Below are 17905 nucleotides of genomic sequence, written 5' to 3' on the forward strand. Positions count from 1 at the left end.
TAAGAGACAGGATGATATTCACGGGATCATCTATCTTATGACTTTTGGCTGCGGAGTAGACTCTTTTATAAGCGATTTGGTTGAGCGTAAGGTACGACGTGCACGGGATATTCCATTTGTTGTGCTGACAATAGACGAGCACTCGGGAGAAGCCGGGATGGATACACGGCTTGAGGCATTTATAGACATGATCAGGTGGAGGATTGGTAATGAAGATAACGTTTCCGCACATGGGTAATACCTATATAGTTGCCAAAGCACTGCTTGATGATTTGGGAACAGAATATGTCATACCACCATTCAATAGCAAAAAGACTTTGGAGATTGGGACTAAGTATGCGCCTGAGATGGCATGCTTGCCGCTTAAAATCAATATAGGAAATTATATTCAGGCATACGAGCGTGGGGCAGATTCAATCCTTATAACCGGTGGTTGTGGACCCTGCAGGTTTGGTTATTACTGCGAGATGCACAGAGAAATACTTTCTGATAATGGTTATAAGATGGATGTTGTAGCAATTGAGTGGCCTGACGATGGCTTAAAGGAATTTGCAAGAAGAATTAAAAAGATTGCTGGGAGTATGAATTTATATAAAGTTACTAAAGCTGTAGCCAATGCGACGATAATATCAAAGCAGGTGGATGAGCTTGAGCACTTGAGCTTTAAAGTTAGACCACGGGAAATCAATAAAGGAAGTACTGACAGTGTTTATAAGGCTTTTTTGAACAAGGTCAAAGGAGTTAAGGGCTCTGGTGCTATCAAGAAGTTAATTGAGGAGACCAGAAATGAACTCTTGAATCTACCTCAGGATACGAACTTTGTACCGCTAAAAGTAGGTATTGTAGGCGAAATATATACAACCATAGATCCTTATACAAATTTCAATATTGCAGCCAAGCTTGGTAATATGGGAGTTGAAGTAGAACGGTCCGTTACTGTCAGTGGCTGGATAATAGAGCATATGCTTAAAAATGCACTCCATCTTCCAAGGGACAAGAGCTATGAGGAAGCAGCAAAGCCCTATCTTGGGAGAATGATAGGAGGGCATGCACAGGAGACGGTAGGAAATGCGGTCTTGTATGCTAAAAAAGGATATGATGGCGTTATCCAGGTTTATCCGCTTACATGTATGCCTGAGATAGTAGCAGCAAGTATACTGCCAGCGGTGGAACGGGATTATAACATTCCAATAATGACATTGATAATAGATGAATTATCGGGAGAAGCAGGTTACCAGACACGTATAGAAGCATTTGTGGATCTACTGGTAAAAAGAAGGGAGAGAGCAGCAGTTGAAGGAAAATGGGCATTATCTGGGAATTGATGTTGGATCTGTAAGTACAAATCTTGTGGTTATAGATGAAGATGATAAAGTTTTGGAAAAGCTATATTTAAGAACAGGGGGACAACCCATAAATGCATTAAGAAATGGTATGAAAATGCTGATTGAACGTCTTAACGTAGGAGTGAAGATCAAGGGTGTAGGGACGACAGGAAGCGGCAGACAGCTTGCAAGTGTCATAGTTGGTTCGGATATAGTTAAAAATGAGATTACTTCACATGCGGTAGCAGCTCAAAAATTAGTTCCTGGAGTAAAAACAATCCTTGAAATCGGCGGGCAGGACTCGAAGGTAATAATTCTTAAAAATGGCGTTGTATATGATTTTGCTATGAATACAGTGTGTGCTGCAGGCACAGGATCATTTTTGGACAGACAGGCGGCAAGACTGGAAATTCCTATAGAGGAGTTCGGGAAATATGCACTCAGATCCGGTTCCACAGTGAGGATCGCTGGACGGTGTGCGGTTTTTGCCGAATCAGATATGATTCATAAGCAACAAACCGGCCACAGCATGGAAGACATTATAAACGGTCTATGTGAAGCACTTGTACGCAACTATTTGAATAACCTGGCTAAAGGTAAGGATATTCAGGCACCGGTTGTATTTCAGGGAGGAGTTGCCGCAAACGTAGGAATAGTAGCAGCTTTTGAGAGAGCTCTTGGAACAAAAATAATCATTCCTGAATATCACGATGTTATGGGGGCATTTGGAGCAGCTTTGATTGCGAAGGAAAAGATGGAAGGAGGGGGCTATAAAACAAATTTCTTTGGATTTGAAACGGCTGAAAATGATTACAGAGCAAAAAGTATGGAATGTAGTGACTGCTCTAACATGTGTGAAGTTATTGAAATTACTTCCAATGGAGAAGTAATTGCCCGTTGGGGTGATAAATGCGGCAAATGGGCAAACCTGATAAGTGAAAATCAGATTGTAGGATAAAATCTGTTCAGGATGAAAAAAATGATGAAATTCAGGGCGGCGTGCAGCCGCCTTAAGTATTTACAGAAATAGCTTGTAATGTATGATATAGTTAAGTATATATTCTTGATGAGGTGATGTATGAATAAATACTTTGTAGACCTGCATGTCCATATCGGACGGTCTTCGGAAGGTCGTGAAATAAAAAAAGCAACAGCAAATAATCTGACTTTTGAAAATATAGCCCATGAGTCTTATTACCGTAAAGGAATAGATATAATAGGCGTAGTCGACTGTATTTCTCCCTATGTGCTTGATGATATCGACAACCTCATAGATAGAGGTGAGCTGGTAGAGAAAAAAGGGGGGGGCATGGAATACAGAGGAGGACAGACCCTTATACTGGGGGCTGAGATTGAGACCCATGAAATAAATGGCTGCAGTTCACATTCATTATGTTTCTTTGCACATTTAAGACAAATAAAGGACTTTTCAAATGAAATGAGCAAACATATTAAGAATATCAGATTTTGCTGCTCTATGAGCAGGCTGACAGGCCAGGGACTCTTTAATATAGTAGACTCATTCGGAGGGATTTTTATACCTGCCCATGCTTTTACACCACACAAGAGCTTTTACGGCAATTGCTGCGATACTCTGCATGATATTTTCAACGAGGAATCTTTTGAAAAAATACCTGCGATTGAACTGGGATTAAGTGCTGATTCAAAAATGGCAAGCCATCTGAGTGAGCTGGATGGAAAAGCATTTATCAGTAATTCGGATGCCCACTCACTTCCGAAGATGGGAAGGGAATATAACATTTTTGAGATGGAAGAGCCTACTTATGACGAGATATTAAAAGCTTTGAGGAATGTCAGCGGAAGGCGTATAGCAATCAATTACGGCTTGAACCCTATGCTGGGAAAATACCACCGGAGTTATTGCGAAACTTGTGACAAGCTTATCGAGGGTGAGCCCCCTGTACTAAGATGCCCTGTATCAGAAAAGCATATTGTGGTTGTAGGCGTACGCGACCGGCTCGAGATTATACAGGACCGTAGGGAAGCGTGCATGAAAGGGAGGGCTCCTTATAAATATCAGATTCCTTTAGAGTTTCTTCCTAAAGTAGGTCCTAAAACCATATCAAAACTGATTGATCATTTTGGGACTGAAATGAAAATAATACATGATGCGCCGTTTGATGAACTGAAAAAAGTGGTCAGGGAGGACATCGCTAGAAATATTGTCTTGGCCAGAGAAGGAGAATTAGGAATTGAAGCCGGCGGTGGGGGAGTGTATGGAAGGATAGAAGGGTAAGAGTATAAAGAGACTGTTGAATAACTATTGGTACTAAAGCTAATAATACAACATAATAAGTATTTGGAGGACAAAACAGTGGATAATACTCAAAGAGCCGGTGGTTATATAAGGGTAGAAAATGAAAACGGAAGAAAAGATAGTGCTGAAAAGCAGCGGCAGGTTATTGAAAGCTTTGCCAGATCAAGAGGTATAAATCTGCTGGAATTCTATATTGATAGCGCAAATAGTGCTGACTTGCCTGGGGAAAGAGAAGGCTATAAAAAGCTGAACAATGATATTGTTTCGGGAAGGATAAACACCATCATAACAAATGACCTTTATAAGTTTACGGATGATGACAGGGAGAGACAGGGACTAATGCATAATTTTGCCGAGAAGGGTGTGGAAATATTTCTTGCATCAACAGGTGACTATATTAATCCGAGTGACCCGCTTACAAAGGAGCAGAGGCTGCTGGCCGAGGCTATGAGGAATATGGAGGATGAAAAGGCTAAAGCTGCAAACAATAAAAGCAGGGATGCAGGCAAAATACATTAGATTTTAAAGTGAGGGCTGTATTCACTGTCAACTCCATTTTTTGTCTACTAAAGGTGATGTCATAAAAGACAAAAGAATGTCAAATAATTGCACACCTTTCATATATATGCTATAATATATATATTCTGTTTTAATAAGAAGAACTATTCTTAAATGATTCTATTTTTAGCCTTTAAGCAAAAGTAATTTCTCTCAATCTATTATATGAATAAGTGCCTGATCGCACTAATGCGTTTAATATAGGAAAGTTTTTGCAAATCATGGTATTTATCCGATTTGAAAGTGTTAATTGCGAATAATTTGGATTGACAAAAAGTGGTTGAAAAAAACTGGGTAATATTGAAAACCATATATTCTGTTCAAAACAAAAAACTGGGGGAGATTTTGTGATGGAAAAAGAAGCAAAGGCTGCATACAACGTAAAAAAGGCGCATTTGGTAAATATCTCTGGAGTATTTATAGTTGCTATAGTACTCTCCATACTGGCACTTTCAGCCAGAGGATGGCCGGGTGCTGCAGAAACTGTATATAAAAGTATTGTTACGAGTGTAGTATTAGCAGTTATTTTCTTTATTCCGATTAAAGATGGTATTAAAGCAATGATATTCAGCTTGGTTCCGGCTATTATCTCTGTTATTTCCTTTTTATCGGATGCTCCCTTCTTAATCGGGTTTCATTATCTGATCTTTTTTTCCATCGCGATGATAACTCTGTATTTTGACAGCAAGCTCATTATTATATTTGGTGTTATATTGAACATACTGATTTTACTAGTGTGGAAACTGGCCACACAGAGCCTTTTTATGGGATATTATCTGAATCTGGGATCTTTGTTCGGTTTGCTTGTTTATATCAACTGCATACTGGGAATTTTGTACCTGCTTACAAAATGGGGCAGAGCATTAGTTGATGATTCTATACAGAAAGAGAAAAAAGCAAAAGAGCTTTTGGAAAAGTTGAATCTTACCATGCGGGAAGTTGATAAAGGCTCAATAACACTAAATGAAAATGTAGCATTCTTTAATAAAAATATACATAACACAAAAGAGGCGATGACAGGTATTAACAACGCTATGCAGGAAATGGCAAAGGGTGTAAATGAGCAAGCTGAGAATATCAATAGCATGTTCGAAAAGATGTCGGTGGTTTCAAATGAAGTAAATGAAATCCTTGATTTATCCCGGAATAATGCAAAGGAAACATCTGAGGTAACAGCGAAAGTCACAGAAGGCTCAGGCAAGATGGAGAATATGAATTCCCAGATGAACATCATATATCAGGCAGTAAGTACATCATTAATTACGGTAAATGAGCTTGAAACTAATATTTCTGATATAAATAGATTCCTTGAGGGAATAAGGCAAATTGCCGAGCAGACAAATATGCTCGCTTTAAATGCCGCAATTGAAGCAGCCAGGGCAGGTGAGCAGGGAAAAGGGTTTGCTGTTGTTGCAGAAGAGGTAAGAAAGCTTGCTGAGAAAAGCTCAAATACTGTCAAAGACATAAATGAAATCATTAAGGAAATAAACTCAAAAACAGGCCTGGTAGTTGAAAAGGTGACACTTGGAGATGATGCTGTAAAAACTGGAAATCAGTTGATAAAAGATGTGAATGAATATTTTAAATCGATTACGCAAGCCTTCAGTAGGACGAATTTACTTTTGACCAGAGAAGAGAAACTTGTGGAGGATATGAATGAAAAGTTTTCTTCAATAATAGAGAAAATAGAAAGCATAGCAAGTATATCTGAAGAACAGGCGGCATCAATCCAGGAAATTTCAGCTACAGTGGATAATGAGCACAATAATATAGTCAGTCTGAGTGGTTTGGTTCAGGAGATACAAGACCTGAGTGATACGTTGAAGGAGCTTTCAAAGACAAATTGAAAACACCTTCGGAAAATTTATTGAATCAACTTCTATACTTTAATAAAAGGTAAAAGGGCTGTTTACAGCCCTTTTACCTTTCCTATGGACATCACCTTTCCGGTTATTAATTGTACCCATGGTCTCCAAATGGCTGGAGTATATCAAGCCACTTTTTTTCAAGCTTTTTCAATTCATCTTTTATGTCAAAAAATTCATCTTCCTTCTTTTCAAGTTTTTCCAGCACCTCAATTACAAAAGCATCTTTGCCGTATTCTTTATATTCCTTTTGAAGTTTGTTGTTGGGAAAACTTCCGGAATCCAATTGAGTCCTTTTTCCATTCAAAGATTTAAGATTAGGAGTGTTTCCTACTAAAATTCTGTTGTTGATCACATTTTTTATCTGATATATTCCAGCTTCGGGCTTTACTTCCTTATACTGCTGCTTTAATTCTTTTTTTCTATCCATACTTAATTCCTCCTTTTTAGTAGAATCGTTTTTAAGCCAATATTGGCTTCCATCAGGTTTTCTGTCCAAAAAGCCATATTCAATCAGATATCTTCTCAAGGTTACAAAATCGTCATATATAGCCTTAAGTATTTTATTTACTTCCTTTTCCGTATATATTTTCTTACTTTCGAACTTCTTTGCAATTTCTCTCAGAACCACGATCTTATATTTCTCTTTTATTGAGAATGTTTTAAGTGGACCGGTTACTCCTTCAGGAAAGAACTTCATTAATATCTCATCGTTTTCCTCCTCGGTAATTCTGTAGCGGTCATCTACCATCCTGTTTGTTTTACTGGGATTCAAAATTGCAGGGGCATGCTTGTCTTTCTCCTTCAGGAGTTCCATCATTACTAAAAACACTTTAGACTGACGCTCTTTCTCTTTTAATGCAAAACGGTGATTGCGGATAGTAGAACTACTGCCGATGCCTAACTCTTCCTGTACTTCCTTGTCGCTTTTACCCTGGTAGAAAAGCTTGAGAAGTTTATTCTGATGATCCGACAGACCAGTAATTCTTTTATCCAGACCGGTCAGGTGTTCAAACACCGACTGGTGAGACTTGTTTATGTGTATTTGCATATACTTCTCAGCTTCATAAAGAATTCCATTTTCAGGGTAGATAATGCCTTTTTCGATTTTTTCCCCACAGAGCAAACATACATAATAATTATCTTTTCCCATATATCCACATTTCAACTCCTCTAATGTGGCATTCCAAAACAATTCAGAAACCTCCATTAAATAAACACATCCTTTCAAAGTTTGCTGTACAGTAGACATTATATTATTCTGTCTATAACATGTCAATACATAATATTTTGTGATTATGTTTATGTATTAACTATTAAGATTGTTTATCGATTATTTTATAAATGAGGTATTAGGTATATATCTTTAGAATAATATATCGTATACATTAACAATGTTAATAGGGGAAGAGGGCTGGTTGACAAATTATTGACTATGGTTACATAAATAAATTTTATTTTACTAAATAGGATGTAATCGGTTGCATAAGTTGTAATATCTGTTATAATTAAAATGACTAAAAATGTGAATAATAAGGTTGGGTAAATCATGGGAGTTAAAATAAAAGATGTAGCTAATGCAGCAGGGGTATCTACAGCTACTGTATCCAGAGTTATTAATAACAGCCCTCTCATACATCCTGATACCGCAGAGAAGGTAAGAAGAGCGATGAGGGAATTAAATTATTTTCCTAACAGTATAGCAAGAAGTTTTGCAAACCAAAGTACATACAATATCGCACTTATCGTGGATATAAATAATTCAGACGCTTTTGCAAATCCGTTTTTCTATCAGGTACAGTTTGGCATTGAAAAGATAATCTGTTCTCGTGGATATAATCTTATGATCATAAATGAAGGATCAATGAACAACCATGAAACCGCTATAAGCAGAATAATTTTAGAGAAAAAGGCAGATGGTGTAATCTTTCCGGGATTTATGCTAAAAGCAAGTATAGTAAAAAAAATGGATGAGTTGAATTTTCCTTTTGTCGTAATAGGTGAGGCAGAAAACAAGTTTAATGTCAACCTGATAGATGTAGATAACAGGATGGGGGGAGAAATTGCAGCCAGTCATCTGATAGAAAACGGCTACAAAAAAATTGCTTTTATAGCAGGAAACCCTAAAGATATGTTTGATAAACAAAGAATAAAGGGATACAGAGATGCTCTGATACAGCATGGCATCGAATACAGAGACAGTTATGTAAAGGAATACGTTTGCGACATAGAAGATGGTACCAGAATAATGAAGGAGTTGCTCTCCAGCAAGGATTGCCCTGATGCAATAGTGTTTTCCAGTAATTTAGCGGCTTTTGGAGCAATAAAAGTTATAAAGAACAGCGGATTGGATGTGCCTAAAGATATAGGGATTGTGAGTTTTGACAGTTATCCGGCTACAGAGTTTTCCGACCCTAAAATCACAACCGTTGATATTGATGTCTTTCAGTTAGGAGCACAAGCAGCAGTAATGCTATTAAAAGAGTTTGAATTGCCTTCCAGCATAAAACAAAAAACCTTGATTTCCGTAAAATTAATAAGTAGAGGATCTGCAGAAAAAAGAAGCTGATACATCTACTGATACATCTAATTATATCATTCTATTCAACAACAGACGGAGGAATATTTATGGTACCTGAGGCAATTATACACAATCTTACCAGGGATTTTGCTTACCCTTTAGAAAAAAACAAATTGCTGATAAAGCTTAAGATCAAGCGCGGCGACGCGACCAAGTGTACCCTGGTATACTGGAACAGGCACAGGCTGGAGTCAGAGGGGAAACTTCACGCTGTTATGAGGTGTTATGCAAGAGACTTCTTGTATGATTATTATGAAACTGTTATAGATACTGTAGAAATAACAAAATATATTAAGTACTTATTCTGTATAGAAGATGAAAGCAATACGGTATGGTTAAATTATTATGGTGTAAGTGAAAAAGAACCTGAGGACGGGTTCTTTGAATATAATTATACAAATGATAATGATGTCTTTAGGACACCGGACTGGGTAAGTGATGCCATTGTATATCATATTTTCCCTGAGAGGTTTTGCGACGGTGATGCTAGTAATAATCCCGAGAATGCTGTGCCGTGGGGAAGTACTCCTACTGGCCACAACTTTATGGGTGGTGATCTTAAAGGGATTGCTGAGAAGATTGAGTATATCGCTGATTTGGGCGTAAATATGATATATCTAAATCCGATTTTTGAGTCTTGTTCCAATCACAAATATGACACTACCGATTACTTCAAAATTGATCCTCAATTTGGTGATCTAGATGATTTAAAGAATTTAGTGAAAAGGTGTCATGAGAAAGGTATAAGGATTATTCTGGATGGTGTATTTAACCATTGTGGAATTTTATCGGGACAATTTCAGGATGTAATTGAAAAAGGGGAGAAATCTCAGTATAAGGATTGGTTTTTTATAGAAAATTATCCTGCAAACCCGCAAATCATGAACTATGAATGTGTAGGATATTATAATTGCATGCCTAAATTGCGGATGAGCAATCCTGAGGTTCGTAAGTATTTTCTTGATGTAGTTCGATATTGGATGGAGGAAACTGGTATAGACGGATGGCGTCTCGATGTTTCTGACGAAATAGAAGCGACTTTTCTCAGGGAAATGAGGGCATTAACCAAATCAATTAAAGCGGACAGTTTCATACTTGGAGAAACATGGAAGGAAAATCTTGAAATGCTGAAAGGCGATCAGGTTGATTCCATTATGAACTATCTGTTCTGGGACTCCGTGGTAGGCTTTTTTGCTAAAGGCAGCATAGAAAGTCAGGAATTTAATAATAGGATTAACAGATTTTTAGGCAATTACTCCAGGCAGGTAAGGTTTTCGCTGTATAACCTTATAGGGAGTCATGATACAACCCGTTTCTTAACATTTTGCAATGGTGATCATAGAAGAATGAAAGCTGCTATAGCTTTTCAGATGTGTTTTCCAGGAATTCCTGCCATTTATTACGGTGATGAGATAGGAATGGACGGAGAGAATGACCCGGGCTGCAGACGTACAATGATATGGGATGAATCGCTATATAATAGAGAATTGCTTGAATGGTACAAAAAGCTTGTGAAAATAAGGAAATCAAGCGAGGTACTAAGACAGGGAGACTACAAATGTAACTATTGTAACCCGGATAACGGGGTATATGCATTTTTCAGGGAACTGGGCAACGATAGATTCTACATTGTTATTAACAGTACTGAAAATGCAGTTGATATGGAATTACCCATTATTGAGGGGCGTAGTGGCAAAAAACTTAAGGATGAAATAAGCGGAAATGAATTTGAAATAGAACCCCTTAGAGGGGATAGCTACTATAATGATGATATATATAGTTATTCAGGAGTTGTAAACCTGAATGTTCAAGCCTTTCAGGTGTATATCCTGCCAAATAACCGTTAGGAAAGCAGGGAAGATATCCCTGTTTTTCTAACGTTACAGCATAGAAAAGTAATCATTTTGCAATCAAAAATATTAATAAATAAAATTATTTCTTATATTGACAATTAGTTCTAAATAATATATCATTACATATAATGATAACAAACAGTAATTTATGAAACCGGTTACAATTTATTTTTTCTTTAACAGATTTATTATAGAAAGATATATAAAAAAGTATGAAATCAAGATAATCAAAGATCAGTCTGAAGAGTGTGCATGTTGTATGTATTCTACCTAATAACCTAATTTCCCGTTTTAATGATATAGTTATGTTTTTTATAATAAAAGAACCAAAAATGCAAATAGATAGCTAGTATTGTTAGATGCATAGCAAAATAGATGTAACAGCTTACATTTGTTTTGCAATTAAACAGATAAGAAGCTCTTGTTTATATAGAGTTTTTTATAAAAAATAAAAGGGGGAATAAACATGTTTAACAATGTAAGAAAAAGACTGTCAACTGCAGTGGTTATGTTACTTGTAGCAGCATTAGCTGTAGGAAGTACTGGATGTGGTAAAACAAGCGAAGCTGGTGCGGAAGCTACAAAAAGTGAACAGACAGCTGCAGCAGCAGAAACAACTGCAACAACTGAAGCAGCAACAGAAGAACTAAAACCTGAAGCTGGTGCAAAACTTAAGGTATGGGATGCAGGCGGATCAGAAAAAGACTGGATGAAAGAAGTAACCAAGAAGTTTGAAGAACAGTATGGAGTACCTGTAAAGTTTGAAGGAATCTCACTTGGAGACATTCCTGCAAAATTGAAAACAGATGCACCTGCAAAGCTTGCTGCAGACGTTTTCTGCGTAGCACATGACAATATGGGCGGACTTGTAAAAGCAGGTCTTGTATACCCTAACGATGTATCCGATATGAATGAATTCGTTGATGCTGCAAAAACAGCTGTAACTTATGAAGGCGTAGTATACGGATATCCTGCAACACTGGATACATATGCAATGTTCTACAACAAAAAGCTTATTAAAGAAGCTCCAAAGACTTTTGATGAAATAATAGAGTATAGTAAAACATTTAATGATTTAAAACAGAAAAAATACGGCTTTATGTTTGAAGTAGGAAATCTATACTTTAACTATGCATTTGTAGCTGGTTTTGGCGGATATGTTTTCGGAAAAGACGGAACTGACGCAAACGACATCGGCATAAATAACGAAGGCACAGTTGAAGCATTTAAATATTTACAGAAAATAAAAGAAATTCTTCCTTTGAATTCTGCAAATATTACTTATGATATCAAAAATGCTTTATTTAAAGAAGGCAAACTTGCTTTTGATTTGAATGGTCCTTGGGCTGTAGACGGATACAGAGATGCTAAAGTTGATTTCGGAGTCTGTCCATTGCCTACACTTCCAAATGGAAAACAACCTGTAAGCTTCTCAGGTGTACGTACATATTTCGTAAACTCTTATACACAGTATCCAAACGCAGCTAAACTCTTTGCAAAATTCATTACTTCAAAAGATATGCTTAAGCTCAGATATACAATAACTCAGCAGATACCGCCAAGAGTTGACTTGATGGACGATGCCGACATAAAGAGCAATCCTATGTCTGCAGCTTTCCTCGAACAGGCTAAGAGCTCACAGCCTATGCCTTCAATTCCTGAAATGAGTCTTGTATGGCCTCCTGTAGGGAATGCTCTGCAAGAAAACTGGAATAAGGGTGGAGATCCTAAACCACTGTTGGATAAAGCAGTTCAGAATATTAAAGATTCTATTTCAAGACAAGCAAAATAGTTCTTTAGATTAGGAGTATAGACAGTGGAATGTTTGTCCACTGTCTATATCTCTAATTGGCTACATTTTCCCGCAGCTGAACAGCTGATTTCCAAACAATTTCCTTTTGAAAGGCGTGTAATCATATGAATCAACATACAAGAAATGCAACACTGCTATCAATACTCTTTATGGGTTTAGGACATATATATAACAAGCGGATTGTAAAAGGTATTATTTTTGCGGTAATTGAACTTTTTTTCATTATAGTTGTTTTGCCGATGGAGATAAAGAATATCAGAGGATTGATTACTTTGGGAGATATACCCCAGAGAATGATAAAGGGAAAAATCGTACAAGGTGACCATTCTGTTTTTATGCTCATATATGGTATAGTTGCCATAATAATTGCCTTTATTTTTATTATTTTATACTTAATAAACATATCAGATGCACGTAATGGCGGAAAACTGAGAGACAAGGGCCGGAACAGCAAAAATATTGAAGGTGATGTCTTCTCTGCGCTGGACAAGAGATTCCCTTATATTCTTCTTACCCCGGCGGTTGTTTTCACACTTTTTCTCACAGTGCTACCATTGCTTTTCGGTATATTAATCGCATTTACAGACTATTCATCACCAAATCACATTCCGCCTAGAGCGCTGGTTAATTGGGTAGGTCTACAGAATTTTATAAACCTTTTTAAAATATCTTCGCTAAAAACTACCTTCCTTGGAGTTTTGTCATGGACGATAATATGGGCGATAATTGCTACACTTACGACTTTTTTTGTCGGTTTAATATTTGCCGTCATCATTAATTCCAGTGCGGTAAAGATAAAGAAATTCTGGCGTACAATATATATAATACCATGGGCAATGCCGTCATTCATATCGGTATTAATGATGCGTAACATGTTTAATGGCGAATTCGGTCCCATAAACAAATATCTTTCCGCTTTAGGAGTACCTGCTATCGGATGGTTTTCTGATCCTACCTGGGCTAAAATTACGTGTGTACTGGTAAACATCTGGTTTGGTTTTCCATATTATATGGCTTTGATGTCAGGTATACTTTCCGGTATATCAAAGGATATGTATGAAGCTGCAGAAATAGAAGGAGCAAGTCCTTTCCAACAGTTTAGGAATATAACGCTTCCTATGGTTATGTTTGCTACGGCACCGCTTCTGATTATGGCTTTTTCATTCAATTTCAACAATTTCAACCTGATATACCTTCTTACTAACGGTAATCCTGTAAACCCGGATTATACTTATGCCGGAGCTACGGATATACTGTTGTCATGGCTATATAAACTTACACTTGAGCAGAGCCAGTTCCAGTTGGCATCGGTTGTTTCTATCCTGATTTTCTTGGTAGTAGCAACAATATCTGCAATTAATTTCTTGAACACCAGAGCTTTCAAAGAGGAGGACATGATCCAATGAAGAAACAAACATTTGGTAAAGGGGTTATGCGCGTAATAATAAATGTAATCCTGGTAGTAGCAGCTATAGCATCCTTATATCCTATTCTATGGATTGTAATGTCTTCCTTTAACCCGGGGACATCTTTATTCAGTTCTACTATTTTTCCTTCCAGTCTAACTTTAAGTCACTATGTAGATCTTTTTACTAAAAATGCCTTTGGAACCTGGTATATAAACACATTTAAAATAGCAGTGTTCACAACAATACTTTCAGTATTCTTTATTACAATTACTGCATATGCTTTATCACAGTTCCGATTTAAGGGCAGACGTTTCGGCTTGTTATCCATGCTTGTATTACAGATGTTTCCGGGGTTTATGTCGATGGTAGCGATTTATTTGCTTCTTCTGCAGCTTGAATTGCTGGACACTCATCTGGGACTCATTTTGGTATATGCAGGAGGATCAATACCTGGTGGGGCATGGATAGTTAAGGGATATCTTGATGGTATACCCCGTTCTATGGCAGAAGCGGCAAGGATAGACGGTGCAAATAATTTCCAGATATTTGCAAAGGTAATGATGCCTTTATCCGTACCAATTATTACATTCATTTCACTGACGAGCTTTACCGGACCTTGGATGGATTTTATCTTTTCCCGGTTGGTACTTCGTTCGGATGAAAAGATTACACTGGCAATCGGGCTTTTTGGCATGGTAAGTGACAGGATGCATACCGATTTTACCACTTTTGCCGCAGGTGCAGTGTTGGTTGCGGCGCCGATTACTATTTTATATACGGCTTTGCAGAAATTTATAATTCACGGCTTGACAGAAGGCGCGTCAAAGACTTAATAAAAAAATTGATGGGGGTTATATGTTTACGACAGAGTTTGATAGACTTTATGCTTATGAAGGTAATGATCTAGGTTTTACATACACAAAAGCAAAAACAACATTCAGATTATGGGCACCTATTGCTGAAAAAGTGACACTTGTTACTTATGATAATGGGGATATTGAATGTAAATGTTCAATGTCAAGCCATGAAATGCAAAAGGATGTAAAGGGTACATGGGTTGTTACTCTTGAGGGTGACCAGAATGGGGTTTTCTATACATATAGGATTAAGAATCCCGGGTATGATGAAGCGGAAGCTGTAGACCCCTATGCAAAAGCACTGGGAGTCAACGGAGACCGTTCTGCAGTTATCGATTTATCCCAAACAAATCCCAGGGGGTGGGAAAATGATGTAAAACCATTTTTCAGCCATCCTGTGGATGCAGTTATTTATGAAATTCATGTCAGGGATTTATCCATTAATGAAGATTCAGGAATAATTAACAAAGGAAAATATATAGCATTTACTGAAGAGGGTACCAGGAGTAAGACAGGGGTTACAACCGGAATCGATCACATCAGTGAGATCGGCATTACCCACCTGCAACTTCAGCCTGCATATGACTATGCATTGCTTAATGAAAAGGTTTTTGATAAGTCCAAGTACAATTGGGGCTATGATCCTAAGAACTATAATGTTCCTGAGGGTTCTTATGCTACTGACCCTTATATGCCGGGTATCCGTGTTAAAGAGTTCAAAATGATGGTTCAGGCTCTTCATGCAAAGGGAATCCGCGTAGTTATGGATGTAGTATACAATCATACATATGAAAATTATAAGTCAATATTTCATAAGGTTGTGCCTGGATACTACTACAGAATGAAGGAAGACGGAACATTCCACAATGGTTCTCACTGTCACAGTGAAACAGCATCTGAAAGAGCGATGATGCGAAAATATATAGTTGATTCCGTAAAGTATTGGGTTGAGGAATATCATATAGACGGTTTCAGGTTTGATTTGATGGGATTGCATGATATTACTACAATGAATGAAGTGCGGAAGGCTCTGGATGAAATTGATCCTACCCTTATTCTGTATGGCGAAGGTTGGGATATGGGAAATCATCCGAGAGAGGTAAGAGCTATCCAGGATAATGCAGCAAAACTTGAGAGGATAGGGTTGTTCAATGACAGAGTGAGAGACAATCTGAAAGGGATATATAATGACCCTCTTACTCATGGGTTTGTTGATGGGGAAAAAGGACTCGAACTGGAGGTAATGAAATGTGTTACGGGAAGCATTCATTACAATGATAGAATTTCCAGCTATAACATATGTCCTGCACAAAGTATAAACTATGTGGAATGCCATGACAATCATACTCTTTGGGATAAGCTGGAACTGGCCAATCCCGGTCTGAGTGAGGATGAGCGTATAAAAATGCACTTGCTTGCAAATACAATAATACTTACTTCTCAGGGAGTGCCGTTTTTACACGCAGGTTCTGATTTCTTAAGGACGAAATATGGTGTTTATGACAGTGTAAATTCTCCTGACAGTATAAATCAATTGGAATGGGAAAGAAAAGCTCAATATATCGATGTATTCAATTACTATAAAGCACTTGTAGGGCTCCGGAAAAACCATCCTGCCTTTAGGATGCGTGAGGTTGAATTGATAAGGAATAATATCATATTTACCAACATGCCTGAAAACGTTGTCGGCTATGTAATAAATGGAGCTGCAAATAACGACAATTGGAAGAATATTTTTGTAGTGTACAATGCAAATAATGAGGATAAAACTTTAGAGATACCCTATGCTAGCTGGAATATTGTAGTTAAGGGTAAAAAAGCAGGCGAGGATGCTCTGGAAACCTTGACTGATTCTAAAATAACTGTTCCGGCGTTAAGTGCTATTGTAATGCATACTGAAAACAAAATAGATTATGACAGTATCAGGATATTTTGATTTTGAAAAATAAACTTATAGTAATAATCAATATACGCTTTTTATAGTGAAGCAGCTTTAAAGCTTAGTATAAATTTCGTTATGAGTCGCAAGACTTATCAGAGTTTGATTAATGTAAACAACTTCTGTAATTGACTTTTTAGTTGTTTATCTACAAAGTAAATACCACAGATGCTTTATAAAAGTATACCAGCAGCATATAAAAGATAGAAACTATAAATAGGCTTTTGCAAAGACAAATTATGTATCTGCTATTCTTGCTTTGACATGCAATCATAAAATCATATTAATAGGGTGTTATTTGTCACCAGTCATATGAAATGCAATTTGCCTATTTATAGTTACTATATATTTTTGCTTTTTAAAGGGGAACCTTATATGTTAAATACAAAATTTCTGTTTCCGTCTACAGTTATGATCGAACCTGGAAATAGCTGCAATCTGAAATGTAAGATGTGTGAAGCGGGTTGTTCTATTACAACGAATAAGGAAAAGGCATTTATGACTCCGGAACAACTGAAGATAATTCTGAATAAACTAGAAAGATATGTAGTAAATATCGTATTTCAAGGTGACTGCGAACCTACTCTGAATCCGCACCTGCCTGAACTTATAAAAACAGCATCGGAATATGCAAAACAGATAAGTATTGTTTCCAATGGTACTTTGCTTAATGAAAGAAAAGTAAGAAGTTTTATCGAAAACGGACTTTCATGGTTTGCCATTTCTATTGATGATCACCGTCCTGAGGTATACAATTCCATAAGAATTGGCGCTGATTATGAAAAGCTTATTGAAAATCTGAAAGTAATTCTAAAATTACGTGACACCGAGACACCAAAAGTTAATGTTGTAGTGCATAAGATAGTATTTCCGGAAGATACACCTGATACTTTAAAGGAGTTTTTACGTACTTTCTATTGTAAATTCGGTGTGAATAAAATTGTGCTTGTACCGCTTGTAAAAGAAGGGGTTATTCAGATAAACAACTGGATTGAAATGCGGAACCGACTTGAAAATGAGCTTCTGCAGGAAGGTATAGATATCAATTTGCGTGACTTTGCAAGCTATCCGTATAAGACTCTATATAAGTACTGTGGGACAAGCCTGTTCTTCGTCAATCATAAAGGTTATTTCAGTCCATGCGGAATGCATTCCCAGACGTGTAAAGGGTTTGGAAATCTTCTGAAGGAGGAACTTGAAGATATAGCCAGCAAGGATTCCTTTATCAACTATCATAAGTTCTGGTCTGAAAGACGGTACAATGACGATGTTCCAGAGATATGTGAAGGCTGTTTTATTTTCAGCGGGTCTTACTTTTCATACTGCCTTGATGAAGGAATAAATGCTGCAAGAGTATTTTCGAACAAGTAATCATGAAAAAAACAGACGTACTTTATAAGTAAAACATAAACTTGAAATAATAGAGT

General features: G+C 37.2%; 14 protein-coding genes. 13 read left to right on the forward strand and 1 reads right to left on the reverse strand.

The window, feature by feature from the left end:
• The 6 genes from N3I35_09725 to N3I35_09750 form a co-directional block, all read left to right on the forward strand.
• Positions 1–238: hypothetical protein (locus N3I35_09725; GenBank protein MCX8130364.1), on the forward strand; the 238-nt coding region annotated here is incomplete at its 5' end.
• Positions 210–1325 (forward strand): CoA protein activase, encoded by a 1116-nt coding sequence (locus N3I35_09730; protein MCX8130365.1) that lies wholly within the window; start codon positions 210–212, stop codon positions 1323–1325. The genes N3I35_09725 and N3I35_09730, both read left to right, overlap by 29 nt.
• A complete protein-coding gene (locus N3I35_09735) occupies positions 1294–2283 on the forward strand; it encodes an acyl-CoA dehydratase activase (protein ID MCX8130366.1) in 990 nt (329 codons plus the stop codon). Before N3I35_09730 ends, N3I35_09735 begins: the two co-directional genes overlap by 32 nt.
• Positions 2284–2403: 120 nt before the next feature.
• Positions 2404–3582 carry an endonuclease Q family protein gene (locus N3I35_09740; protein ID MCX8130367.1) on the forward strand — a complete coding sequence of 393 codons (1179 nt, stop codon included), beginning with the start codon at positions 2404–2406 and terminating at the stop codon, positions 3580–3582.
• Between the two features lie 78 nt (positions 3583–3660).
• A complete protein-coding gene (locus tag N3I35_09745; GenBank protein MCX8130368.1) occupies positions 3661–4122 on the forward strand; it encodes a recombinase family protein in 462 nt (153 codons plus the stop codon).
• Between the two features lie 389 nt (positions 4123–4511).
• On the forward strand, positions 4512–6008 hold the full coding sequence (locus N3I35_09750) for a methyl-accepting chemotaxis protein (protein ID MCX8130369.1): 1497 nt from the start codon (positions 4512–4514) through the stop codon (positions 6006–6008).
• Positions 6009–6114: 106 nt separating this feature from the next.
• Here the strand turns inward: N3I35_09750 and N3I35_09755 are convergent, their stop codons facing one another.
• The gene (locus N3I35_09755) at positions 6115–7236 is read right to left on the reverse strand and encodes a DUF2087 domain-containing protein (GenBank protein MCX8130370.1); all 1122 of its coding nucleotides are present in this window, start codon (positions 7234–7236) and stop codon (positions 6115–6117) included.
• A gap of 339 nt (positions 7237–7575) precedes the next feature.
• Between N3I35_09755 and N3I35_09760 the strand changes: the two genes are divergently transcribed.
• The 7 genes from N3I35_09760 to N3I35_09790 all read left to right on the forward strand — a co-directional run bounded on the left by N3I35_09760 (position 7576) and on the right by N3I35_09790 (position 17849).
• Positions 7576–8595 (forward strand): LacI family transcriptional regulator, encoded by a 1020-nt coding sequence (locus N3I35_09760; protein MCX8130371.1) that lies wholly within the window; start codon positions 7576–7578, stop codon positions 8593–8595.
• A gap of 59 nt (positions 8596–8654) precedes the next feature.
• Positions 8655–10454, forward strand: a complete 1800-nt coding sequence (locus N3I35_09765; protein MCX8130372.1) for an alpha-glycosidase — start codon at positions 8655–8657, stop codon at positions 10452–10454.
• A 472-nt stretch (positions 10455–10926) separates the two neighbouring features.
• Positions 10927–12252, forward strand: coding sequence for a maltose ABC transporter substrate-binding protein (locus N3I35_09770; GenBank protein MCX8130373.1), 1326 nt, complete (start codon positions 10927–10929; stop codon positions 12250–12252).
• A gap of 125 nt (positions 12253–12377) precedes the next feature.
• Positions 12378–13679 carry a sugar ABC transporter permease gene (locus tag N3I35_09775; GenBank protein MCX8130374.1) on the forward strand — a complete coding sequence of 434 codons (1302 nt, stop codon included), beginning with the start codon at positions 12378–12380 and terminating at the stop codon, positions 13677–13679.
• The gene (locus tag N3I35_09780) at positions 13676–14515 is read left to right on the forward strand and encodes a sugar ABC transporter permease (GenBank protein MCX8130375.1); all 840 of its coding nucleotides are present in this window, start codon (positions 13676–13678) and stop codon (positions 14513–14515) included. The genes N3I35_09775 and N3I35_09780 overlap by 4 nt, the downstream gene beginning before the upstream one ends.
• A 22-nt stretch (positions 14516–14537) precedes the next feature.
• Positions 14538–16475 carry a type I pullulanase gene (pulA, locus tag N3I35_09785; protein MCX8130376.1) on the forward strand — a complete coding sequence of 646 codons (1938 nt, stop codon included), beginning with the start codon at positions 14538–14540 and terminating at the stop codon, positions 16473–16475.
• A gap of 378 nt (positions 16476–16853) precedes the next feature.
• Positions 16854–17849: a radical SAM protein gene (locus N3I35_09790; GenBank protein MCX8130377.1), complete on the forward strand. Its 996-nt coding sequence runs from the start codon at positions 16854–16856 to the stop codon at positions 17847–17849.
• Positions 17850–17905 lie beyond the last annotated feature (56 nt).

It is taken from the genome of Clostridia bacterium (assembly GCA_026414765.1).
Classification (GTDB): domain Bacteria; phylum Bacillota; class Clostridia; order Acetivibrionales; family DSM-27016; genus SKW86.

Excerpts from the sequence above, each read along its gene's own strand:
- N3I35_09755 (MCX8130370.1), bottom strand. The coding sequence starts at position 7,236 with ATGGAGGTTTCTGAATTGTTTTGGAATGCCACATTAGAGGAGTTGAAA.
- N3I35_09750 (MCX8130369.1), top strand. The coding sequence starts at position 4,512 with ATGGAAAAAGAAGCAAAGGCTGCATACAACGTAAAAAAGGCGCATTTG.
- N3I35_09770 (MCX8130373.1), top strand. The coding sequence starts at position 10,927 with ATGTTTAACAATGTAAGAAAAAGACTGTCAACTGCAGTGGTTATGTTA.
- pulA (MCX8130376.1), top strand. The coding sequence starts at position 14,538 with ATGTTTACGACAGAGTTTGATAGACTTTATGCTTATGAAGGTAATGAT.
- N3I35_09740 (MCX8130367.1), top strand. The coding sequence starts at position 2,404 with ATGAATAAATACTTTGTAGACCTGCATGTCCATATCGGACGGTCTTCG.
- N3I35_09790 (MCX8130377.1), top strand. The coding sequence starts at position 16,854 with ATGTTAAATACAAAATTTCTGTTTCCGTCTACAGTTATGATCGAACCT.
- N3I35_09765 (MCX8130372.1), top strand. The coding sequence starts at position 8,655 with ATGGTACCTGAGGCAATTATACACAATCTTACCAGGGATTTTGCTTAC.
- N3I35_09730 (MCX8130365.1), top strand. The coding sequence starts at position 210 with ATGAAGATAACGTTTCCGCACATGGGTAATACCTATATAGTTGCCAAA.
- N3I35_09760 (MCX8130371.1), top strand. The coding sequence starts at position 7,576 with ATGGGAGTTAAAATAAAAGATGTAGCTAATGCAGCAGGGGTATCTACA.
- N3I35_09780 (MCX8130375.1), top strand. The coding sequence starts at position 13,676 with ATGAAGAAACAAACATTTGGTAAAGGGGTTATGCGCGTAATAATAAAT.
- N3I35_09775 (MCX8130374.1), top strand. The coding sequence starts at position 12,378 with ATGAATCAACATACAAGAAATGCAACACTGCTATCAATACTCTTTATG.